16 protein-coding genes are annotated in these 15,055 nt (G+C 62.9%); 1 reads left to right on the top strand and 15 read right to left on the bottom strand.

What is annotated here, in order from left to right; genetic code table 11:
* The 8 genes from VEZ38_RS18025 to VEZ38_RS17990 form a co-directional block, all read right to left on the bottom strand.
* Positions 1-224, bottom strand: a 224-nt coding sequence (locus VEZ38_RS18025) for an ATP-binding cassette domain-containing protein (RefSeq protein WP_324895945.1), incomplete at its 3' end; no start/stop codon positions are given.
* 421 nt (positions 225-645) lie between these two features.
* Positions 646-1,002 carry a YolD-like family protein gene (locus tag VEZ38_RS18020; RefSeq protein WP_324895943.1) on the bottom strand — a complete coding sequence of 119 codons (357 nt, stop codon included), beginning with the start codon at positions 1,000-1,002 and terminating at the stop codon, positions 646-648.
* A 50-nt stretch (positions 1,003-1,052) separates the two neighbouring features.
* Positions 1,053-2,291 carry a DNA polymerase IV gene (locus tag VEZ38_RS18015; RefSeq protein ID WP_324895941.1) on the bottom strand — a complete coding sequence of 413 codons (1,239 nt, stop codon included), beginning with the start codon at positions 2,289-2,291 and terminating at the stop codon, positions 1,053-1,055.
* A gap of 113 nt (positions 2,292-2,404) precedes the next feature.
* Positions 2,405-2,695, bottom strand: coding sequence for a stage VI sporulation protein F (locus tag VEZ38_RS18010; protein WP_324895939.1), 291 nt, complete (start codon positions 2,693-2,695; stop codon positions 2,405-2,407).
* Positions 2,696-2,814: 119 nt separating this feature from the next.
* Complete coding sequence (gene recG, locus VEZ38_RS18005; protein ID WP_324895948.1) at positions 2,815-4,947, bottom strand: ATP-dependent DNA helicase RecG; 2,133 nt, start codon at positions 4,945-4,947, stop codon at positions 2,815-2,817.
* Positions 4,863-5,723: a DegV family protein gene (locus VEZ38_RS18000; RefSeq protein WP_324895937.1), complete on the bottom strand. Its 861-nt coding sequence runs from the start codon at positions 5,721-5,723 to the stop codon at positions 4,863-4,865. The genes recG and VEZ38_RS18000 overlap by 85 nt, the downstream gene beginning before the upstream one ends.
* Before the next feature lie 30 nt (positions 5,724-5,753).
* On the bottom strand, positions 5,754-7,484 hold the full coding sequence (locus tag VEZ38_RS17995) for a DAK2 domain-containing protein (protein ID WP_324895935.1): 1,731 nt from the start codon (positions 7,482-7,484) through the stop codon (positions 5,754-5,756).
* Between the two features lie 17 nt (positions 7,485-7,501).
* Positions 7,502-7,861, bottom strand: a complete 360-nt coding sequence (locus VEZ38_RS17990; protein WP_324895933.1) for an Asp23/Gls24 family envelope stress response protein — start codon at positions 7,859-7,861, stop codon at positions 7,502-7,504.
* 163 nt (positions 7,862-8,024) lie between these two features.
* On the opposite strand from VEZ38_RS17990, the gene rpmB reads away from it, so the two are divergent.
* Positions 8,025-8,213 (top strand): 50S ribosomal protein L28, encoded by a 189-nt coding sequence (gene rpmB, locus VEZ38_RS17985; protein WP_324895931.1) that lies wholly within the window; start codon positions 8,025-8,027, stop codon positions 8,211-8,213.
* Between the two features lie 173 nt (positions 8,214-8,386).
* On the opposite strand, the gene spoVM is transcribed toward rpmB, so the two are convergent.
* The 7 genes from spoVM to VEZ38_RS17950 all read right to left on the bottom strand — a co-directional run.
* The gene (spoVM, locus tag VEZ38_RS17980; protein WP_138196790.1) at positions 8,387-8,467 is read right to left on the bottom strand and encodes a stage V sporulation protein SpoVM; all 81 of its coding nucleotides are present in this window, start codon (positions 8,465-8,467) and stop codon (positions 8,387-8,389) included.
* A 131-nt stretch (positions 8,468-8,598) separates the two neighbouring features.
* Positions 8,599-9,261, bottom strand: a complete 663-nt coding sequence (gene rpe, locus VEZ38_RS17975) for a ribulose-phosphate 3-epimerase (protein ID WP_324895929.1) — start codon at positions 9,259-9,261, stop codon at positions 8,599-8,601.
* A gap of 2 nt (positions 9,262-9,263) precedes the next feature.
* Complete coding sequence (gene rsgA / locus VEZ38_RS17970; protein ID WP_324895927.1) at positions 9,264-10,178, bottom strand: ribosome small subunit-dependent GTPase A; 915 nt, start codon at positions 10,176-10,178, stop codon at positions 9,264-9,266.
* A 35-nt stretch (positions 10,179-10,213) separates the two neighbouring features.
* Positions 10,214-12,409: a Stk1 family PASTA domain-containing Ser/Thr kinase gene (gene pknB, locus VEZ38_RS17965; RefSeq protein WP_324895925.1), complete on the bottom strand. Its 2,196-nt coding sequence runs from the start codon at positions 12,407-12,409 to the stop codon at positions 10,214-10,216.
* A gap of 27 nt (positions 12,410-12,436) precedes the next feature.
* The gene (locus tag VEZ38_RS17960; protein ID WP_324895923.1) at positions 12,437-13,174 is read right to left on the bottom strand and encodes a Stp1/IreP family PP2C-type Ser/Thr phosphatase; all 738 of its coding nucleotides are present in this window, start codon (positions 13,172-13,174) and stop codon (positions 12,437-12,439) included.
* Positions 13,175-13,179: 5 nt separating this feature from the next.
* On the bottom strand, positions 13,180-14,250 hold the full coding sequence (gene rlmN / locus VEZ38_RS17955) for a 23S rRNA (adenine(2503)-C(2))-methyltransferase RlmN (RefSeq protein WP_324895921.1): 1,071 nt from the start codon (positions 14,248-14,250) through the stop codon (positions 13,180-13,182).
* A 99-nt stretch (positions 14,251-14,349) separates the two neighbouring features.
* Positions 14,350-15,055, bottom strand: a 706-nt coding sequence (locus VEZ38_RS17950) for a methyltransferase domain-containing protein (RefSeq protein ID WP_324895919.1), incomplete at its 5' end; no start/stop codon positions are given.

The following is a 15,055-nucleotide window of genomic DNA, read 5'->3' as shown; positions in this document are numbered from 1 at the left end:
TGCTGCTCAAGCCGCCCCCATGCCTGCGGCGCGACGAAGCGCCGCACCGCGCCGGCCGTCGGCTCGGCCTCGCCGAGCAGCAGCGACAGCAGCGTCGTCTTGCCCGCGCCGTTGCGTCCGACCAACGCGACCTTCTCCCCTTCGCGAACGTCGATATCGACGTTCGCGAAGATCGTCTTTCCGTTCCATTCTTTCTCCAAGCCTCTGGCTTGCACAATAAACATCGTTTCGTTCCCCCTTCGTCTTCGGTTCGGGACGAACGCATCGGCGGCGTCCGCGACCGCGGTGGACGAGGCGGGCTAACGCAAGCAAAAAAACGCCCGGAAGCGCAATCGCTCCGGGCGTCGTCGGTCGGTATGGGAATACGAAAAAAAGGGCGCATCAAGAAACGCGAGCTCCCGCCGCTTCGCTCGCTTCCGCGGGAGTCCGATCCTAGGGGCACACCGATTCCGCTTCCTCCGCCGTCGGCAGAGCGCTTAGCCGCATCGTCAAAAAAACTTCTAGATGCCTTAGCGTCGCGAATCAGGTGTTATTGCTCCATCGGGTACGGGATTCCTCCTTGGTTGCGCTTGGAAGCTTATACCTCCCTATCTTACATGAACCTCGCCGCGCGCGCAAGAGGCAGGCCGCCCCTCGCGCCGGGCGTTACCGATCCGGACGCCACGGCGCCGCGTGCACGATGTCGGCGAACGGAATCCATGCCGTCTCCTCCGCCGTCGTCAGCTTCACGTACCGCTCGATCGGATCGATCTTCCCGACGACCCCGACGACCGTCTCGTCGCCGTACGCGCCGAACGTCGTCACGGCCGTCGGCGCGCCGCTCTCGAGCGCCTCCGCGAGCGCCGCCTCCAGCTCCTCCAGCCGCTGCTCGTCGAGCTCCGGCCTCGCCCGCTCGCCCAGCCTCGTCCGATGCGTGCGAATCGCCGACTTATGCTCCGGCAGCATCATGCGCGACGCCTCCCAAATGCCGTTGCCGCGCAATTTTTTTCCTCGTATCGCCATGTTGAACGCGCGCCTCCTTGCGTTGCTTGTTCCGCGGTTCGCTTGCCCCGCTACTTGTAATGGCCGCCGATCTTCGCCGCCCGGCCGTACGCTTGCCCGGCGAGCCCGACCGATACGGCGCGCACGAGCGAGGAGACGCCGAAGCGCGCCTTAATGGCGTCGGTCGTCCGCTCGAGCGCCCGGTACGTCTCCCGGTCGTCGTTCAGCAGCTCCAGCTGATACGTGTCGTCCCGGACGAGCCCCCCCAGCGCGATGCTGACCTGCCGGACCGGCCGGCCGTCCCAATGCGCCCGGAACAGCTCCTTCGCCGCCGCGTACACATGATTCGTCACCTGCGTCGGCATCGGCAGCGTCGCCTGCCGGGAAAATCCGAACTCGAACCCCGCCCCGGTGCAGCCGACCGACAGGACGCGGCCCATGACGCCGCGGGACCGGCAGCGCCGACACACCTCCTCGGCCAGCTCGAGGAGCACCGTCTCGATTTCGCGTCCTTCGACGTAATCCCGCGGCAGCGTCATGCCGTGCCCGATCGCCTGCTGCGCTCCCTCGTGCGTGGCGGGCGTCACCGGCGAGTCGTCGATGCCCCGCGCGGTGCGCCACAGCACCTCGCCGTTCACGCCCCATCGGCGCCGGAGCGTCTCGACCGGCGTGCGCGCCAGGTCGCCGATCGTGTAAATGCCCATCCGGTTCAGATGCCGCATCATGCGGCTGCCGACGCCGAACAGCCCGTGCACCGGAAGCGGCCACAGCTTGGTCTCCACTTCCGCCTGGCGCAAGACGTACACGCCCTCCTCGTTCTTCTTCGCGAATTGGTCGCACGCCATCTTCGCGAGCACCTTGTTGTCGCTGATGCCTACCCGCGCGTACACGCCTGTCTTCTCGAGAATATCGCGCTGCATACGCCGCGCCGTCTCCTTCGCGTCTCCGCCATGCAGATGGATGCTGCCGGTCAGCTCGCAAAACTGCTCGTCGATCGAAAACGGCTCCACCGCATCCGCGTACCGCTCCAGAATGCGCGTAATTTGCATCGACACGTCGATATACGTCTGCATGCGCGGCCGCACGACGATCAAATCCGCGCACTTGTTCAGCGCCTCCCCGAGCCGCTCCGCCGTCGTGACGCCGTACCGCTTCGCGATCGGACACGCCGCCAGCACGATGCCGGAGCGAATCTTCGGGTCGCCCGCCACGACGACGGGCTTCCCCGCCGTCTCCGGGCGGCATGCCGTCTCGACGCTCGCATAGAAGCTTTGCATGTCGGCCATCATGACGATGCGTCGTTCCTTCATCGCTGCTCACCTTCATCGGAATAGGAATAGGAATAGGAATAGGAATATATGTTCGTAAATCGGGATGCCCTTATTATACACCGAACGTATATTCTTATCCAGAGGCGATTCCGTTATCGGAACAAATTCCATAATTTGATCAAGTGCAGCGGGTTTTTCGGGTCGATGCGCTGCTCGAGCACGAAGCGGATCAGCGTCTCCGTCTGCCGTTCCGACAGCGTCTCCCCGACCGCCTTGCTCCCGAGCCCGATGAGCCGCCTCACCTTCGCGCGGTCCTGCAAATCCGCCTTCGTCACGTGTCCGAGCGCCGTCTTCACCCGCTCCTTCGCCGCAGGCTCCTTCAGCTTCGCCTTCACGCGTTCCACCAGCTCCTCGCTGATGCCGTATTTCTCGTACGCAGGCATCTCTTCGTCCACCCTTCGTTACAGACATGTTGTCATTTCAGTCTATGTCCGCGCCTCCGGGAATCTGACACAACGACGCAAAAAGGCGGCCCCCAAGGGACCGCCAGCCGCGCCCGGCGCTAATCGATCAAGTCGCCGTCCAAAATTTGCTCCCGCGCGAGCAGCGCGCGCAGCTCCGCATACGCCGCGCTCGTCCAGAACGTCTCGTCTCGCACGAGCTCGGCCGCGTCGTCCCGCGCCGCCTCCAGCGCCGCGAAATCCGCCGACGGATCCGCGAAGCGAAACTCCGGCGCGCCGCTTTGCTTCGTGCCGAAGAAGTCGCCCGGCCCGCGGAGCTCGAGATCCCGCCGCGCCACCTCGAAGCCGTCGTTCGTCTCCGTCATGACGCGCATCCGCTCCCGGCCCTGCTCGGACTTCGGATCCGCCACGAGCACGCAGTACGACTGGTGCCCGCCGCGACCGACCCGTCCCCGCAGCTGGTGCAGCTGCGACAGGCCGAATCGCTCCGCGTCGTAGACGACCATGACCGTCGCGTTCGGCACGTCGACGCCGACCTCGATGACCGTCGTCGACACCAGGACGCCGACGTCGCCGGCGGCGAAGCGGCCCATGACGTCGTCCTTCTCGGCCGCCGTCATCCGTCCGTGGAGGAGCCCGACGGCGGACGGCCCGAACACCGCTTGGAGCTGCGCGTACATATCGAGGGCGTTTTGGAAATCGAGCTTGTCCGATTCCTCGATAAGCGGGCAGACGACGTACGCCTGCCGGCCCGCCGCCAGCTCGCGGCGCATCAGCTCCAGCACCTCGTCCATCCCGGAATGCTTCACCCAAGTCGTTCGGATCGGCAGCCGCCCCTTCGGCAGCTCCCGCAGCGTCGACACGTCCATGTCGCCGAAGGCCGTGATCGCGAGCGTGCGCGGGATCGGCGTCGCCGTCATCGTCAGCACGTCCGGATGCAGCCCCTTGCGCCGCAGCACGCTGCGCTGCGCCACCCCGAAGCGGTGCTGCTCGTCCGTCACGACGAGGCCGAGCCCTCGGAAATAGACGTCCTCTTGGATGAGCGCATGCGTCCCGACGACGATATCGACGAGGCCGCTTTGCAGACCGGCCAGCACGTCCCGCCGCTCCCGCTCTCGGAGCGAGCCGACGAGGAGCGCCACCTCGATCCCGTGCGGCTCGAATAGGCGCCGCAGCGACTTCGCGTGCTGCTCTGCTAATATTTCGGTAGGGACCATCAGCGCCCCCTGCAAACCGCCGCGCACGCAGGCGAACAAGGCGACCGCTGCGACGATCGTCTTGCCCGCGCCAACATCCCCCTGCAGCAGCCGATTCATGCTGTTCGGCGCCTCGAGATCGCGTAAAATTTCGGCGATGACCTTCTTCTGCGAATCGGTCAGCTCGAAGGGGAGCGCCCGCACGAAGCGGCGAATTTCCTCGCGGTCGAACCGGTGCGCGACGCCTTCCTTGCGGCGGTTCGCCCAGGCGCGGTACGCCTGAATTTTCAATTGGAACAAGAAGAGCTCCTCATAAACGAGCCGCCGCCGCGCGTCCGCGCCCGACACAGCGACGCCCGGCTGGTGCACGCCGCGGATCGCGTCGCGCCGCGGCAGCAGCCGGTATTTCCGCACGAGCGCCTCCGGCAGCAGCTCCGGCACGTCGTCGCCGTATTGATCGAGCGCGGCGCCGACGGTTTTGCGCATCCACGGTTGCGTAATGTCGCCCCCGACGGCGTAGACGGGCAGCACTTGACCGGCCCGCTGCACGCGCGAGCCGGCGAATTCGGTGCCGGAGACCGTGAGCTGCTTGCGGGCTTTGTCCCATTTTCCGGTGAGTATCGCTTCCCCGCCGTACGGCAGCCGATCCTTGAGGTAATGCTGATTGAACCAGACCGCCGTAAACAAGATCGAGCCCGAGGCCGCCTTGCACACCATGCGCGTCTTCTTCCCGAACCGCTGCACGTTCGGCTCGCTCATGACGACCGCGGTCACCGTCACTTTCTCCCCGTCGGGCGCCTCCTCGAGCGGCCGGATGCGGAAGTCCTCGTACCGGATCGGGAACGTCTCGAGCAGCGCGCCGACGGAAAAAATCCCGAGGGATGCAAGCTCGCTCGCCTTGGCTTCGCCAACGCCGCGCACCTGCTCCACCGGGACACTGTACAAATCTATCGTCATGCTTCGACGGCGGTGACGAACAGCCCGAGCGTGCCCGGGCCGACGTGCGTGCCGACGACGGGACCGAGCTCGTAGTAGGATGTATTGCGGACGGTAAACCGATCGCCGAGCAGCGCCGCGAAGTCCTGCGCGCCTTCGAGCGCGTTCGCGTGCACGAACGTCACGTCGACGGGGACGCCGGCGAATTTGTCTTGCAGCAGCTCGATGATTCGGTTCATCGCCTTGCGGCTGCCGCGAATTTTATCGACAGGGTAGATAACCCCTTCCGCAGGGTCGATCGAAAGAATCGGCTTAATGTTCAGCAGCGAGCCGAACACGGCGGACGCCTTCCCGATACGCCCGTTCCGATGTAAATACTCCAGCGTATCCACCAGAAAATAAAGCTGCGTCCGCTGCTGGACCTCCTCGATCCGCGCAAGGCACGCTTCGGCGTCCGCGCCCTCGGCGGCCGCCTCGGCCGCGGCGATCGCGAGCAGCCCGAAGCCGAGCGACGCGCTCTTCGAGTCGACGATCCGGATGCGCTCGTCACCCTCGAGCAGCGATTTCGCGAGCACCGCCGACTGGTACGTGCCGCTGAACGCCGAAGACAGATGCAACGAGATGATGACGGTTTCAGGCTCCTCCAGCAATTTCTTGTACACGTCTACGAAGTCGACCGGGGACGGCTGCGACGTCGTCGGCATCTCCTTCGCGGCGGCGAGCTTCACGAAAAAATCGCTCGACGACAAGGTGACCGAATCCAAATACGTCTCGTTGCCGAAATGCACCTTCAGCGGCACCATCTCGATGCCGAGCCGTTCGCGTACGTCCTTCGGCAAATCCGCCGTACTGTCGACTACGATGCGCACTTTCGCCATAGGGGTTCCTCCGTTCGAATGATGATATGGTTATTCGGCGGAAAACAAATACGCATATACCGGCTGTCCGCCGGGCAGCAGCTCGACCTCGACTTCCGGATAATGGGCGTCGAAAAATTCGCGCAGCTTGTCGGTGACGGAAGCGTCCGCCGTCTCGCCGACGTAGACGGAGACGATCTCTTCTCCGTCGCTGAGCATGCTGCGAAGCAGCGACTCGCAAGCATCGTACGGATCCGGACTCGAGACGACGATCTTGCCGTCCAGAATGCCGATATGGTCGCCTTCCTTAATATCGACGCCGTCGATCGACGTATCCCGTACGGCGAACGTCACCTGCCCCGACTTGACGCGTTTCGCCGCCTCGATCATCGTTTCGCCGTTACGCTCGAAGCTCGAGCCTTCCTGGAACGCCAGCACGGCGGCGACGCCTTGCTGAATCGTCTTGGTCGGCACGACGATCACTTCCTTCTCCGCGATGTCGCGCGCTTGATTCGCCGCCATGACGATGTTCGAATTGTTCGGCAGCACGAACACCCGATCGGCGGGAACGAGATCGATCGCGTTCAAAATATCCTCCGTGCTCGGGTTCATCGTCTGACCGCCGGAGAGCACGAAATCGACGCCGAGGCTCGTAAAGATGTCGCTGAGGCCTTCGCCCGCCGCCACGGCGATGATCGAATACGCCTTGCTCGGCGCTTCGAACGCCGGGGCCGCCGCGGACGCCTCGTCCGCCTCGACCGAATCGTAATCCTGCGACAAAATGTGGCTGTGCTGCTCGCGCATATTTTCGATTTTAATCCGGGTCAAATCGCCGAACTGCTGCGCATAAGTCATGACCTCGCCCGGATGCTCGGCGTGAATGTGGATTTTTACGAGATCGTCGTCGGCGACGACGAGCAGCGAGTCGCCCATGCCCTCGAGCTTCTCCCGGAACGCCGGCTCCTCGAACGCGAGGCCTGGAATTTTCCCGCCCGGCGTCAACCGTACGATAAACTCGGTGCAATAGCCGTGCTCGATCGATTCGGTTTCGATATGCGCCTGTACGGGCGCCGCGGCGCGGCGCGCCGCTTCGAACGTCTCCGGCGGAATGAGCGAATAATCGGTCTTCGGCGGGGCGGACGCCGCCGGAGACGCCGCGTCGCGCTCCCCGCTCAGTACCTGATAGAAGCCTTCATAAACGTAAACCAAGCCCTGACCGCCGGAGTCGACGACGCCAACCTGCTTCAGCACCGGGAGCAAGTCCGGCGTACGGGCGAGCGCTTGCCTCGCCGCGTCCAGCGTGTCCTTCATGACGACGGCGATGTCGCCGTTGCGCTTCGCGCTGTGCACCGCCGCCTTCGCCGCCTCTTTGGAAACGGTCAGGATCGTCCCTTCAACCGGGCGCACGACGGCGGCGTACGCGGTTTCCACGCCCTGCTGCAGCGCCTGCGCGAACTGCGACGCGTCCGCCTGCTCGAGCGCCGCGACGCTCTTCGAGAAGCCGCGGAAGAGCTGCGACAAAATGACGCCGGAGTTGCCCCGGGCTCCCATGAGCAGCCCCTTGGCAAGCACCTCCGCCGCTCCGCCGAGCCGAGGAGAAGTCCGCTTCTTGAGTTCGTCCACTCCCGAGGTCAAAGTGAGGTTCATATTCGTGCCGGTATCCCCGTCGGGTACGGGAAACACGTTCAGGGCGTTCACCTGCTGCACGTTCGCGTTCAATCGTTCCGCGGCGGCGAGCACCATCGACGTAAATCCCGTGCCGTCAATAAAGCGCTTACTCAATTCGACATTCTCCTTCCTTATGGTGAAACGCGCACTCCTTGAACGAAGATGTTGACGAAGTCCACATGGAGTCCGACGATATCGTTCAGCACGTATTTGACCTTCGATTGAATGTTATGCGCCACCTCGGAAATTTTCGTTCCGTAGCTGACGATAATATACAGGTCGATATGGACGGTTTCCGCGTCCCGGCGCACGTCGACGCCGCGGCCCAAGTTGTCCCGCCGCAGCAGCTCCGCGATGCCGTCCTTCAGCTTGTTCTTGGAGGCCATACCCACGAGTCCATAACATTCCAGTGCCGCGGAACCGGCGATCGTCGCGATGACTTCGTCGGTCACGTATACCTTCCCTCGTTCGGTATCCAGTTGTATGGGCATCTATAACCTCTCCTTCGGGGTATGTAATATTATGGACTAAATCACATTGTACTATAGTTGACGGAAGAAATAAATGCAACACTTCAACAACTTCGCGTTGACTGTACCCTAGGCGGTATGCTATATTAATAACTATGTTTGCCACGGAAGGGTGGTGTCTGCAATGTCCAGAGTTTGTTATATTTCCGGCAAGAAACCGGGATCCGGAAACCACGTATCGCACGCGAACAACCGCAATCGCCGCGCTTGGGGCGTTAACGTTCAGAAGGTACGGATTCTCGTGAACGGGAAGCCGAAGCGGGTGTACGTAAGCACTCGCGTGCTGAAGGCCGGGAAAGTGACCCGCGTCTAACTAAGACACGCCGTCGACAAGAGGAGGATGCTTCGCGCATCCTCCTCTTCTTTGTCTTGATGTATGTATCTTTTCGACGTGCATGGACTGCCGACCAATCGGAAAAAGGACAAAAAGCACCGCTGAGGTGCTTTCATCGATGTTCCTCCAGGGCGCTCGCGGATCTTCTTTCGTCAGTTCTTGTTAAAAGCGTTTAACAAAGTTTTTACGAATCCGCCTAAGAATTTAGGTAGTTTGATTGTATAGAACTTCATCTCTACCCCTCCTCGCAAAGTTTCCGCCGTACACGATGCCATACGTACCCCACTGCCAGCCTTATAGCCCTATTGTATTCAGGGATTTCGGAAATGTGCCTACTTTCGGAGGGAGCAGGGACAAATTTTTGTTACGGCGCGCACGCGCCGCGCAGCTCCGCCATCGCCTTCGCCCGATCCCGCACGCCGAACACCGAGCTGCCGGCGACGAGGACGGACGCCCCCGCCTCCGTCGCGAGACGGGCCGTGTCGGCCGCGATGCCGCCGTCCACTTCGATCGTTACTTTCCCTTCGAGCCCTTCGGCGCGAATCCACTCGCGGATCGTCCGAATTTTGCCGAGCGTCGACGGAATGAACGCTTGGCCGCCAAAGCCCGGGTTGACGGTCATGACGAGCACGAGGTCGATATCCGCCAGCACCGGGCGCACCCACTCCGCCGGCGTCGCCGGATTGAGCGCGACGCCGGCCTTCACGCCGCGCGCTTTAATTTGTTGGATCGTCCGGTGCAGATGCACGCAGGCCTCCGCGTGGACCGTGACGCCGTCTGCGCCCGCGTCGACGAACGCGTCGACGTACCGTTCCGGCTGCTCGATCATCAAATGCACGTCCATAAACAAGGACGTCCTCGGCCGGAGCGACTCCACGACGACCGGTCCGAACGTAATGTTCGGCACGAATCGGCCGTCCATCACGTCGAGGTGCAGCCAATCGGCTCCGCCCACCTCGATATCCCGCACTTCCTCCGCAAGCGTGGCGAAATTCGCCGCCAGCAGGGAAGGAGCGATGATAGCCATGTTTAATACCTCCGTTTCCGATCCCTGATTTCGACCGCGAACGCGGCATAGTTTTCGTATCTTGCGGGATCCGCTTCGCCTTCCGCGACCGCTTGCGTCACGCGGCAGCCCGGCTCCGTCAGATGAAGGCAGCCGCGGAATTTGCAGCCGTTCGACAGCTCCGCGAACTCCGGGAACGCTTCCGTCAAGTCCTCCGCTTCCATCTCGGGAAACTCGAGCGACGAGAAGCCGGGCGTGTCCGCGAGCCACCCGCGTTCCCCGATGCGGAACAGCTCGACGTGCCGCGTCGTGTGCTTGCCGCGCCCCAGCTTCTCGCTGATTTCGTTCGTCTCGAGCGTTAACCCCGGCGCGAGCCGATTGAGGAGCGACGACTTGCCGACGCCGGATTGTCCCGCGACGACCGAGATGCGGCCGTCCATCTCCCGCAGCAGCCCGCCGACGTCCGCGTCCGACTTCGCGCTCGTTACGTAGACCGGGTAGCCGATACGCTCGTATACGGCCCGAAGCGCGTCGATTTCCGCCGCCAAGGCGTTCGGCGCACCGTCCGGCCCCTTCAACAAATCCGCCTTCGTGAAGCACAAGACGCAACGGAGGCCGGCCAGTTCGGACAAGGCGAGAAATTTATCGAGCAGCTGCCGGTTGATGTCGGGGCGCGCCACGGCGAAGACGATCAGCGCCGTGTCCACGTTCGCGATCGGCGGCCGTACGAGCTCCGTCGTGCGGGGCAGCAGCTCGACGACCGTGCCTTCGCCCGAGCCGTCGTCCTTCGCTTCGAACCGGACGCGGTCGCCGACGAGCGGCGACTCGCCCCGCTTCTTAAACAGCCCTCTGGCCCTGCATGCCACGACGTCGCCGCCGTCCTCCGGCCGCACGTAATAAAATCCGCTCAACGCCTTCACAATCAAGCCCTCTTGCATTCGTACCGTCGGCCTCCCGCGTTCGTTCCTGATATTTATAACCCGTCTACGATCGTCTCCGCCAATCCCGACGAATCCTCGTCGGCCGGCTCCGACGGGCTTTCCGGCGCCGGCTCGATCGGCGCCGCGTCCGTCTCCTTAACGTCCGGCTGCGCTTCGTCCTCGCCGCCGTCTCCGCCGTTTCCGCCGTTTCCGCCGTTCCCGGCGTTCGGCGCGGACGCCGATCCGCCGCTTTCGCTGGCCTGCCGATGCGTCCACGTATATTGCTCCACCTTGCCGTCGTCCCGATACACCTCGATGACGGCATTCTTGTTAGGCGACGTCACGACCTCGAACGAGAACGCCTGCTCGGAGGAAACCGTCTGGTTGACCGCCTCGACGCGATCGCCCATCGCGTCGCTCACGAGAATGCGGATCGCGCTCTCCCCGCCCTGCGTCTTCGGCCCGATGACGACCGTATACGACGTCACCCGCGCCTCGCTCGGCAGCCCCTCGCTGACGTAAATCATGATGCCCTCGCCCGGCGGCTTCACGGGATCGCCCGGCTGATACGGAAATTGCTTGAACACGCGCCCCTCCGCGAAGTAAGCCGGTTCGGAGACAATATTTTTCTCGAGCAGCTCGAGCCCTTCGCGTTCCAGCACCGCTTGCGCTTCCTGCGCCGTCAGGCCGAGCAGCTCGGGCATGTCGATTTCTTCGCGCCCCTCGCTGACGACGATGCGCACCGACGTATCGAGCGGGTCGATCGGCTGCGCCTCCGGCGGGAACTGCTCGATGACGCCGCCGACGTCGTCCTCGCTGTGCTCCCGGTCGACGGTGATATTCGTGTCCGGAATGCCGAGCTCCTCGAGCGCCCGCTTCGCTTGGGATTCCGACAGCCCTACGAGCTTCGGCATCTCGACGAGCTGGACGCCCTTGCTGACGTACAGCCGGATCGAGGTGTTGCCCTTGGCAGTTTCGTTCTTCTTCGTCTGGGAGATGACGTAATCGACGGGAACGTCCCGGTTGAATTCGTAAACGATGGGCTGCTCCACGATGAGTCCGGCCGCTTCGATCTCGTCGATCGCCCGCTGCAGCGGCAGCCCTTCGACGAGCGGTACCTCGACGGTCGGGATGACGAAGATGTCCTGCACCTTCTGCACGCCCCACCAGGCGCCGCCAAGCAGCACGAGCAGCACGCCGAACCAAATCAGCGGCTTGATCCACGGATTGCTTCGTCCGGCTTCCTCGTCGTCGTCCTCATAGCTCTCCCGCCAAACCGGAGCGCCGCCCGGCGCTTCGGCCGGCTCGGGCGCCGGCCCTTTGGCGGCGGACGCCGGCCGCATGTCGGCGCGGATGGCCGGAATGACGCGCGTCGCTTCGGCGTCGTCCTCGGCGTCGCTCGCGTACGTCCACTTCGGCTCGTTCCGGCGCTCGGGCGCAAGGCACGATTCCAAGTCGCGAAGCATCTCGCCGGCGGAACCGTACCGTTCTTCGGGCCGCTTGCGCAGCGACTTGAGGATGACGTTTTCCACGCTTTGGGGGATCATCGGATTGACGACGCGCGGATCCTCCACCGGCTCTTGGAGATGCTTCAGCGCCACGCTGATCGGGCTTTCTCCGATGAACGGAAGCTTTGCCGTCAGCATTTGGTACAAGACGATGCCGAGCGAATACAGGTCCGACTTCTCGCCGGCCGAGACGCCCTTGGCGTGCTCGGGCGAAAAATAATGAACGGAGCCGATGACGGAGCCCGTCTGCGTAATCGTGGACGTCGTCGCGGCCCGCGCGATGCCGAAGTCGGTTACCTTCACGCGGCCGTTCTTCCCGATAAGTATATTGTGCGGTTTAATATCGCGATGAATGATGCCGTTCGCGTGCGCGTGCTCGAGCGCGTCGCAAATTTGAGTCGCGACGTGCACGGCTTCCGACGCCTGAAGCGGCGCCTGCGCTTTGATAATATCGTTCAAGTTGGAGCCTTCGACATACTCCATGACGATGAAATGCGTTTCCCCGTCCTGTCCGACATCGTAGATGCTGACGACGTTCGGATGGGACAGCGACGCGGCCGACTGCGCCTCTCGCCGGAAGCGACGGATGAACTCCTCGTCGTGCACGTACTGTTGCCTGAGCACCTTGACGGCCACATACCGGTTCAGCAGCGTGTCCTTAGCTTTATATACGAGCGCCATGCCGCCGCCGCCCACGCGCTCAATGATTTCGTAGCGACCCGATAATGTCGTCCCGTTCACCCGCAGCTCCCCCCTTGTCTCTCCGTTTTATGGTTCATTGGCCAACAGCACCACTGTAATATTGTCGTCTCCCCCGGCGTCGAGCGCGGAAGCCACGAGCCGTTCCGCCTTCTCGTCCAGCGTGCCTTCGCCGCGCACGGTGCGGGTCAGCTCGGCCTCGGATATGAGGTTGGACAAGCCGTCGCTGCAAAGCAGCAGTACGTCGCCCGGCGCCCACGGGAGGCGGGATACGTCTACTTCCACGTCGAATTCCGTGCCGAGCGCCCGCGTAATGACGTTGCGCCGCGGATGCGACGCCGCCTCTTCCCGCGTGAGCTGCCCGGTCTTGACGAGCTCGTTGACGAGCGTGTGGTCTTCGGTGATCTGCGATATTTCGTTACGATGGATATAATAGGCCCTAGAATCCCCGATATGACCGATCAGCACGCGGTTCGCGTCGACGAGCGCCGCCGTGATCGTCGTCCCCATGCCCCGGTAATGCTCTTTGCCGGAGGCGATCTCGTACACTTTCGCGTTCGCGGCTCGGATCGCGTCCACGAGACGCGCCGCCCGTTCGTCCTCGTCCAACGCGACGTCGATGCCGCGAAGCGACGCTTCGACGAGCTCGATCGTAATTTGGCTGGCCGTGTCGCCCGCTTGATGGCCGCCCATGCCGTCGGCGACGATGGCGAGCGTGCCGCCCGCCACCCCGTCCTTCACGACGACCCGGTCCTCGTTCACCGAACGAACCCGTCCGATGTCGGATTTGTATGCTGCTTTCAACATGACATTCACCTCGCGGTCGACTCCATATGCTTGGCGCGCAACTGGCCGCACGCGGCGGCGATGTCGTGGCCTTGCTCCCTGCGGATCGTCGTATTCACTTGCCGCTTCTCGAGAATTCGTTTGAATTCGAAAATGGCCGCCTTCGGCGTGCGCACGTAATCGCGCTCCGGCACGTAGTTGACCGGAATGAGGTTCACGTGGCAGAGCATGCCTTGCAGCACGACGCCGAGCTCCTCGGCATGCTCCGGCTGATCGTTCACGCCGTTGATAAGCGCATATTCGAACGTAATGCGCCGACCGGTCTTCTCGATATAATAGTTGCACGCCTTCATCACGTCCGCGAACGGGAAACGCCGATTGACCGGCATCAGCTTCGAACGAAGGGCATCGTTCGGCGCATGAATCGAGATCGCGAGATTGATCTGCGTATTCCAGTCCGCGAATTCGTAGATTTGCGGCACGATGCCGCTCGTCGACACGGTGATGTGACGCTGTCCGATATTCATGCCCTTCTCGTGCATCATGAGCGTCATGAACGTCTTCGACGCCTCGAAATTTTCGAACGGCTCGCCAGAGCCCATAATGACGATGCTGCTGATGCGCTCGTTCGTCGCGTCGAGCAGGCGCTGCGAGTAGACGACCTGGGCGACGATTTCTCCCGCGTACAAGTTGCGCTTCAGCCCGCCGAGCGTCGACGCGCAAAACGTGCACCCGATCCGGCAGCCGACCTGCGTCGTGACGCAAATGCTGATGCCATAGTTATGGCGCATGACGACGGTTTCGATCGCATGGTTGTCGTATAGGCCGAAGAGAAACTTAATCGTTCCGTCCTTCGACTCCAGCTTCGTAATCTCGCTGAGGATCGGGAACTGAAAGCTTGCCGCCAGCTTCCCGCGAAGCTCCTTCGACAAGTTCGTCATATCCTCGAACGCAATGACCCGCTTGCCGTACAGCCAATCGAAAATTTGGCCCGCGCGGAACGCAGGCTCCCCTTGCGACTTTAACCACTCCTGCAGCGCTTCGAGCGTTAAGTCGTAAATGAACGGCTTCTCCGGAAGCTCGATCTCTTTCTTCATCCTGCACCATCCCTGCCTTCCGCCGTCCGGCGCCGCCATGCTGTTCGCCGAAGGGCGCGCCGAAACTCTACTATCTATTGTAAACGTTCGTCCTCTATTTTAACACAAGCCCTCCGCCGGTTTCTCGAAAGATGAGCGAATCAGCCTAGCCATAAAGAACCCGTCCGAGCCGTAATCGGCCGGCGTCAGGAGCAGCCGCCCGGGACCTGCGCCGCATCGCTCGGCTACGTCCTTCGGTATGCCGGCCGGCGGCGCCCCGTCGTAGGCGAAGTCCGGGTGACGCGCAAGGAACGCCTCGACCTGCTCCTCGTTTTCCCGAGGCTCGAGCGTGCATGTGCTGTAGACGAGTACGCCCCCGGGCTTCACGAGCGGCGCGACGGCGTCGAGAATCGCGCGCTGCGTCGCCGCGATGCTATCGACGTCGTCCTGCGTCTTCGTCCATTTGATGTCCGGCTTGCGGCGGATGACGCCGAAGCCGGAGCACGGGGCGTCGAGCAGGACGCGGTCGAACGAAGCCGGCTCGAACGTCTCGCCGAGCTTCGCCGCGTCGGCGACGACCGTATGCACGCTTGCGAGCCCGAGCCTGCGGGCCGCTTCGTCGATCAGCTTTTGCTTATGCGGATGAATGTCGCAGGCGATCACTTCGCCCGTATCGCCCATCCGCTCGGCGAGCTGCGTCGTCTTCCCGCCCGGCGCCGCGCAGCAGTCCAGCACGCGCATGCCCGGCTTCGGGTCGACGAGCGCGGCGACAAGCATCGAGCTTTCGTCCTGCACGGTGCATAAGCCCGCTTTATACGCGCCGGTG

The sequence above is a fragment of the Paenibacillus sp. genome, from assembly GCF_035645235.1.
GTDB lineage: Bacteria > Bacillota > Bacilli > Paenibacillales > YIM-B00363 > Paenibacillus_AE.
Note: the sequence above shows the minus strand (reverse complement) of the source record. Positions and strands in the feature narration are given on the sequence as shown.

Coding starts and splice junctions, on each gene's coding strand:
- VEZ38_RS18020 (WP_324895943.1), bottom strand. CDS start 1,002: ATGGCGATACGAGGAAAAAAATTGCGCGGCAACGGCATTTGGGAGGCG.
- VEZ38_RS18015 (WP_324895941.1), bottom strand. CDS start 2,291: ATGAAGGAACGACGCATCGTCATGATGGCCGACATGCAAAGCTTCTAT.
- VEZ38_RS18010 (WP_324895939.1), bottom strand. CDS start 2,695: ATGCCTGCGTACGAGAAATACGGCATCAGCGAGGAGCTGGTGGAACGC.
- VEZ38_RS18000 (WP_324895937.1), bottom strand. CDS start 5,723: ATGGCGAAAGTGCGCATCGTAGTCGACAGTACGGCGGATTTGCCGAAG.
- VEZ38_RS17990 (WP_324895933.1), bottom strand. CDS start 7,861: ATGCCCATACAACTGGATACCGAACGAGGGAAGGTATACGTGACCGAC.
- rpmB (WP_324895931.1), top strand. CDS start 8,025: ATGTCCAGAGTTTGTTATATTTCCGGCAAGAAACCGGGATCCGGAAAC.
- spoVM (WP_138196790.1), bottom strand. CDS start 8,467: ATGAAGTTCTATACAATCAAACTACCTAAATTCTTAGGCGGATTCGTA.
- rpe (WP_324895929.1), bottom strand. CDS start 9,261: ATGGCTATCATCGCTCCTTCCCTGCTGGCGGCGAATTTCGCCACGCTT.
- rsgA (WP_324895927.1), bottom strand. CDS start 10,178: ATGCAAGAGGGCTTGATTGTGAAGGCGTTGAGCGGATTTTATTACGTG.
- VEZ38_RS17960 (WP_324895923.1), bottom strand. CDS start 13,174: ATGTTGAAAGCAGCATACAAATCCGACATCGGACGGGTTCGTTCGGTG.
- rlmN (WP_324895921.1), bottom strand. CDS start 14,250: ATGAAGAAAGAGATCGAGCTTCCGGAGAAGCCGTTCATTTACGACTTA.